Source organism: Zhenpiania hominis, from assembly GCF_014333425.1.
GTDB classification, from domain to species: Bacteria; Bacillota; Clostridia; order Peptostreptococcales; family Anaerovoracaceae; genus Hominibacterium; species Hominibacterium hominis.
Genome location: NZ_JACRYT010000051.1, coordinates 1 through 1,896 on the forward strand (window position 1 = coordinate 1; position 1,896 = coordinate 1,896).

General features: G+C 40.7%; 1 protein-coding gene. It reads right to left on the reverse strand.

What is annotated here, in order from left to right; translation table 11 throughout:
- Nucleotides 1–272: 272 nt before the first annotated feature.
- Nucleotides 273–1,625 carry an Ig-like domain-containing protein gene (locus H9L42_RS17210; protein ID WP_207735014.1) on the reverse strand — a complete coding sequence of 451 codons (1,353 nt, stop codon included), beginning with the start codon at nucleotides 1,623–1,625 and terminating at the stop codon, nucleotides 273–275.
- Nucleotides 1,626–1,896 lie beyond the last annotated feature (271 nt).

Consider the following 1,896-nt stretch of genomic DNA (forward strand, 5'->3'; position numbering starts at 1 on the left):
TTCCTGAGCAGATGATCCTGAGGGACGAGTTCCTCTATCGAGATCATCTGTATCTGTTTTTTCTTGTCTTCGGTATTGAGTTTGGTGATCATTGCGGCATCCTCTTTTCATTTCTCTTTTTTATATTATATCATATTTGCCGTCTTAATTATTGGAATTTCAACATTTTACTTTATCTTATGCATGGAAAAAGCCCAACCTCTTTCTGTTCAAAGTTGGGCTTTTGTCTACAGTCTGAAAAAGAGCCTGTTTTGGCTCTTTTTTCTGGTTTGTCATTTAACTTTCACTTTCTTCGTCCCACTGTAAGCTCCATAAATTTTTGTCTTACCAACCTTCTTATACGCCCGAACTTTTACATAATAAGTTTTCCTTGCTTTCAGCTTTTTCACTGTCCGTTTGATGGTCTTATTCTTGCTAATGGTAATCGTCTTCTTCCCTTTTTTGAATTTCTTGTTCTGGGCGTATGTAATCTGATAGCCGGTGACTTTCTTATCCCGTTTCCAACTTACAGTCATACGCTTTTTGCCTTTTTTCACTTTCAGGCCCGCTACCTTTTTCGGCTTCACCGTGATGGTAACGTTTTTACTTGCTGCATTGTAGTTTGCGGTTGCTGCAGCGGTGATGGTAATGGTCGCTTTGCCCGGTCCTTTTAAGGTAACGCGGCCTGTGTTGCTGACGGTTGCTACTTTGGTGTTGCTGGATTTATAGGACAGCTTTCCGCCGCTGGTCGCCTTTGCTCCCAGGCTGAATGGCTTGTTACCGTAGGTTTTGGTGAAGTTCTTTGCTGTAATCGATGTAGCTTTTTTGGTCACCTGCACTTGACAGGAAGCGGACAGTCCGTTTTGCGTACTGGCTTGGATCGTTGCCGTTCCCGGTGACATTCCCGTTACAGTTCCATTCTGATCCACTGCCGCAATCTGCGGAGCGCTACTTTTCCATGTTATGGCAGATATGGCTCCCCTTGGAGAAAGATTTGCCGTCAGTTTTAATCTTTCTTTATACATCAGGTTCAAAACCGACTTACTTAACTGTATTGCTTTTGGAGGCACCTGTACCAGAACTTCAACCTCTTTTGAAATCTGATTGTCCGCGCTTCCCCAGTCCGGCTCCTGTGTGGTCACAACAAAATAATTTGCCGTGTCCTTTTCATCTACATTCCGAATTATCAGCTGGCTTCTGTCAATACTGTACTTTTCATTATTTGTAATCGGATAAATATGGACGCCATCCGTTTTATACCAATAATATGTCCGCAAAGATTCATTAAAATCACTCAAAATTTTTATGGTAACGTTTTCTCCCGGTTTTGGTCTATATGACGTTTTTTCTATTTTAAAATGACTGCCTGCGTCTGAATTCTCAGTTTTTATATAGACTGGAAAGTCTTGTTTTTTCAGCAGTCCTTCCGGATCGGAAACAACATCGGGAATATCGGCAGCATCAAACTCCGGCCACAAAATTTGTCGGTATTCATAGTTCGGGAAAAAAGAGTATTCCATGTCTCCTTCCCTGTAGCCGCTGATCGGAATTTTAAAGCGCGCTCCTGATTTCATCTCCAGGATCATATACTCTGGAAGGTGCAGTTTTGCCTTTTTCAAAGCGTATCTCTGGTTTGTTTCTTCCACAAATGTGGATGTCTTATTTCCCTCAAAAGAAATCGATTCAATTTCCGATGGCACACTTTCATATTTATCGAAAAACTGTACATCATAAACCAGATTTACAATTGAACCATCCTTTTTCAGCAGATTATCAATTTGGACTCTATAGGTACCTTTGAAGTGCTATAATAAAGTTGTAACGGAAGTGGCTAATAAGATATACTAAAAACAATGAGAAAAGAGGTTCTTATCATGCCACAAAATTACACACCAGAGTTTAAAAAGAAGATTGTCC